This is a genomic window from Microcoleus sp. LEGE 07076, assembly GCF_015207455.1.
Taxonomy (GTDB): Bacteria; Cyanobacteriota; Cyanobacteriia; order Cyanobacteriales; family Microcoleaceae; genus Microcoleus.
Genome location: NZ_JADEWV010000333.1, coordinates 1 through 4,473, shown reverse-complemented (window position 1 = coordinate 4,473; position 4,473 = coordinate 1). Strand labels below are relative to the sequence as shown.

The 4,473-nt window shown below is 42.6% G+C and carries 5 protein-coding genes and 1 pseudogene; 1 reads left to right on the top strand and 5 read right to left on the bottom strand.

Annotated elements, in window-relative coordinates; all coding sequences use genetic code 11:
* Nucleotides 1-179 (top strand): annotated as a pseudogene (locus tag IQ270_RS28500) (photosystem II q(b) protein); the annotation flags it as partial.
* Nucleotides 180-462: 283 nt separating this feature from the next.
* Here IQ270_RS28500 and IQ270_RS28495 read toward each other — a convergent pair.
* From IQ270_RS28495 to acpP, 5 genes are all read right to left on the bottom strand, one after another.
* Entirely contained in the window at nt 463-1,188 is a 726-nt protein-coding gene (locus IQ270_RS28495) for a DUF4276 family protein (RefSeq protein WP_193976486.1), read from the bottom strand.
* The gene (locus tag IQ270_RS31590) at nt 1,176-1,928 is read right to left on the bottom strand and encodes an AAA family ATPase (RefSeq protein WP_228056792.1); all 753 of its coding nucleotides are present in this window, start codon (nt 1,926-1,928) and stop codon (nt 1,176-1,178) included. The genes IQ270_RS28495 and IQ270_RS31590 overlap by 13 nt, the downstream gene beginning before the upstream one ends.
* Before the next feature lie 20 nt (nt 1,929-1,948).
* On the bottom strand, nt 1,949-2,293 hold the full coding sequence (locus IQ270_RS31585; RefSeq protein WP_228056791.1) for a hypothetical protein: 345 nt from the start codon (nt 2,291-2,293) through the stop codon (nt 1,949-1,951).
* A 293-nt stretch (nt 2,294-2,586) separates the two neighbouring features.
* Entirely contained in the window at nt 2,587-3,840 is a 1,254-nt protein-coding gene (fabF, locus tag IQ270_RS28485) for a beta-ketoacyl-ACP synthase II (protein ID WP_193976485.1), read from the bottom strand.
* Nucleotides 3,841-3,937: 97 nt separating this feature from the next.
* Entirely contained in the window at nt 3,938-4,192 is a 255-nt protein-coding gene (gene acpP, locus IQ270_RS28480) for an acyl carrier protein (protein WP_193976484.1), read from the bottom strand.
* Nucleotides 4,193-4,473: the final 281 nt, after the last annotated feature.

Genomic DNA, 4,473 nt, shown 5'->3' with positions numbered 1-4,473 from the left:
TCAACCAATCGATTATCGACTCTCAAGGTCGTGCAATCAATACCTGGGCTGACGTGATCAACCGCGCTAACTTGGGTATGGAAGTAATGCACGAGCGCAACGCTCACAACTTCCCGCTCGATTTGGCCGCTGGTGTTACAACTCCAGTTGCAATGGTTGCTCCTTCTATCAACGGTTAAGTTTTAACTTTTGATTAACAAACAGCGCTCCTAGAAATAGGGGCGCTTTTTGTTTGGGGAAATATAGTTTAAAAATACTAAGGGTCGAAAATTTAATAACTTAAACACCTCCTACCGTCCTCTCTCCTGTAAGTTGCTTTCCTCGAAGGAGGCAGAGCCTCGCCTATCTGCATTACCAGGCAGAGCCTGGTAACGAGCAATCGCTTAAGTTATTAAATTTTCATTCCTAATGCTTTGCAAAGGTTGGGTTACAGTTTACCTAAATAAATTTTGCTCTGACCCTTTATGGACAACCACAAAAATCGTTAAAATAGTTAGAGAGTTCGCGAAAGAACGGACATTTTTTTTGAACTTCATTCGGTTCGATTTCTCTCAAGAGCAAAGGAGTATGATATCCTTTAGAAAAGCGTGCTTTATCGAGATTACTCTCATGTTCAACAATTGTTGAAGCAATTAATACATCTGATAGCTTTTCTCGGCAGCTATCTTTATGAGAATCATATTCACTAAACGATTCTGGAATATCAAACCGAACATTTTTTTCTTGACTCAGCCACCAACGCATTCGTTCATGTCTTTTGCCTCTAAAATCTGAATTTTTAGCTATTGAATTATTCCAATCAGCAATAATCCAAGCTTCGATTTCTGGTGCGGCAAACGCGACAATTTTGTTGAGAGCGGCACATTCTGGTATTTTTGATAACTCTGTCAATATTTTTGATTTTTGGATCTGAGAATCGCGACAATCCAAATCGTCAAAAACTAAAATCAGGTCGCATTTATTTGGTTCTGCTTTTAAGGCGAGTGGTAATTCTTGCTTTATTTGCTCGATTAAGCTTTGACCTGTTCTACCGTAACTACCTGCTTTATTGGCTTTAGGGCCGGGTTTTTGACGAACTGGTGTTTTTCGTTCAAATCTACAGCCCGGAAAAGTTTTTTCTAAAAAAGGAAAGAATCCTCTAACCTCAGCCTCACCGCCACCAGAGAAAACCCAAACTACCACGGCCATCCTCCAATACTTGGATCGCCAACACGGTATAAATCGCCTAATTGCCATCCCTGTTCAAGTTTTTGCTCTAGCATTGCTTTTGAAAGAGATTTGACTGAGAAATGCGTTCTATTTTCGGAATAAAAACAAAGAACATTCTCTAAACAATCAGTAAAGTGATCTAAAAGGTCGGGACTATGTGTGGTTATAATTATCTGAGTTTTTGTCGCAGCTTTTTTAATCCACTCAGCTAAAATTGGCATCCACGATACGTGCAATCCTAATTCCGGTTCATCAATAACTATCAAAGAAGGAAGCAGTGGAGAATGTAATATAGTTGCCCAACAAAGCATCCTGACAGTTCCATCTGACATTTCATTAAGGTAAAATGCTTCTTTGATACCTTCAAAATACCATTCTACAGTGAGAGATAGGCGACCAGAACGTAAAGCTCTAAGGCGACGAGTTTTTGGTAATATAGACTTCATTGCCTCGTTAAGGCTATCTTCAAAGTCGATATTTTGGTTTCTTAAATTATCCAAAACTAACGACAGATTATCTCCCGATGCAGATAGGTAAATATCACTTGCACCTATTTTAGGATCTACTGTTCTAATTAAATTCAAGTTCATGTTATTGGCATTATAAAATTGCCATTTTGAAATAAATTCAATTAATTCTCTTCTAATTTTGTAAACTGGTGTGTTTTCTGGGGGCGATTGACTATTTTCAAGGAGTTTGGGAATTGTCAACAAACCCAAAGAATTTGTAGGAATGTTATCTAAAGGTTCAAAATGAGTTTGTCCTTGACGGGAGAATTATAAACAGACAAAACCCCTTGACCTAATTCTCTTTCATGCAATTTATAGTAATAAAAAAGTTGCCTGGTGGCAATCCTCTGCAAATCTTCTCCGCCATATAAATATTCTTCAGAGATGCTTGGCCTGGCTTTTTGTTTGTCAGTATAAAGTGTTAAGTCAAGAATTGCGCTGTCTTTCGGATCGTTGCTAGTTTGGGAAATTTGCGAAAAACAGTAATAAAGACTGACTTTTGCGGGACTTTCAACATTGACATCTAAAATTCGATCGCCACCAATTTTAGAAATAGCATCCTCAAAACTACTCACGCCCCGATTTTCATCTGGAATAGCTATTAAGCAATCTTTTTAAAATTTTAAACAACTGATGAAATTGCTTTTGCCTGAACCATTTGAGCCGATAAATATATTAAGATTGTTTAAATTTACAGATGGATCTAACTGTAGATTTTTATAATTCTTGGTTGTCAGAAATCGAATAATTGGTTGATTCATACGATCGCTCCGGTTATACTTCAGAAAGTTAGGGCAGGCAAGATGCCTACCCTACAAGGGTAAAAAAATATTTTTTTACCTTTTAACTCTCGATTTTGGATTAGCCGTTACTGAACAAACTTCTTGAAAGCCAGCGTGACGTTGTGGCCGCCAAATCCAAAGGAATTCGACAGCGCTACATCAACTTTGAGATCGCGACTGTGATGCGGAACATAGTCCAAATCGCACTCTGGATCGGGATTTTCCAGATTAATTGTCGGCGGGATTTTGTCGTTGGCGATCGCCATTACCGCAGCTACCGCCTCAATTCCCCCAGAACCACCCAAAAGATGACCTGTCATTGACTTGGTAGAACTAATAGCTACTTTGTAAGCATGGTCTCCCAAGGTCTTTTTAATCGCCTTGGTTTCTGTAGAATCGTTGGGAAGAGTGCTAGTACCGTGAGCATTGATATAGCTCACCATATCCGGTGTCAAACCCCCATCCTTGAGCGCTAAAGCCATTGCCCGTGAGGCACCTTCGCCCCCCGGTACCGGGGAAGTCATGTGGTAGGCATCGCAAGTTAAACCGTAGCCGACCATTTCTGCGTAAATTCTGGCTCCGCGAGCGATCGCGTGTTCCATTTCTTCTACAATCAGAATGCCAGCACCTTCGCCGACGACAAAACCATCCCGATCGCGATCGAACGGACGGCAAGCATGAGTCGGGTCATCATTGCGAGTCGAGAGTGCTCTCGCCGCCGCAAAACCCGCCACACACAAAGGAGTTACCGCAGCTTCGGTACCGCCGCAAATCATGGCTTGCGCGTAACCGCCCTGAACCATGCGAAAGGCATCCCCCACGGCATTCGATCCAGCCGCGCAGGCTGTTACCGTGCAAGAGTTGGGACCTTTAGCGCCCGTTTGAATCGCCGTCAGGCCGGAGGCCATATTCGCAATCATCATCGGAATCATAAACGGGCTGCATCGATCGGGGCCGCGAGTCAAATAGATTTCTTGCTGGTCTTCTAAAACCTTGAGCCCGCCAATGCCAGTGCCAAGTATGACACCCACCTGTTCTGCGTTCAGGTCATTAATCTCAAATTTTGCATCAGCCAGAGCTTGTTTGCTCGCTGACACTCCAAACTGAGCAAAGCGGTCCATCCGCTTTGCTTCCTTGCGCTCTAAATAGTCATGTGGGTCGTAACCCTTCACCTCTCCAGCAATCCGGCAATCGTGCCGCGACGCATCGAACAAGGTGATCGGGCCGATGCCATTTTTCCCGGCCAGCAATCCGTTCCAATATTCGGATAAGGTATTGCCGATCGGTGTAATCGCGCCGAGACCGGTGATAACAACGCGCTTACGCTCTAAATTTGTCATGATTTCAGTTTCAAAAAATTAAACACCTAGAACGCAGAACAAAAGAGGAGTTTTTAGTTTTTTAACTTATCTCCTCTTAGGGGAAAAGACAGGTATTTTATGCTTTTGGAGCTGCAAGTTTGCTGCTGATGAAATCTACAGAAGCTTGAACGGTGGTAATACCTTCGGCTGCTTCGTCTGGAATTTCAATATCAAACTCTTCTTCCAAGGCCATGACCAGCTCTACTGTATCTAAGGAATCTGCTCCTAAATCGTTAGCAAAGTTGGCTTCCGGCTTAACTTCCCCCGGATCGACTTCGAGTTGCTCTGCCACAATTTTCTTGACTTTAGCAAAAATGTCGTCTTGACTCATAACATCCTGTCCTCATTGGTTGCTGCGTATCTAATCTTATCCGAAAGGGGGATCTGCAAGAAAAAGGCTGGCCGCTTTTGTAAGTGACACTAGCCACAGGCCTAGAGGCGCAGAGGGAGAGAGCCAGAGGAGGAGAGGGGAAAGAGGGAGAGGATTTTCGATCGAGTCATCAAAACATACAATTTAAATACATTACCAACTTAGGAATGAGAATTAAATAACTTACCATTTTTATTATTCTTGTGGGATGGGCTCTATAGCCCGTCCAGGACGGGCTATAG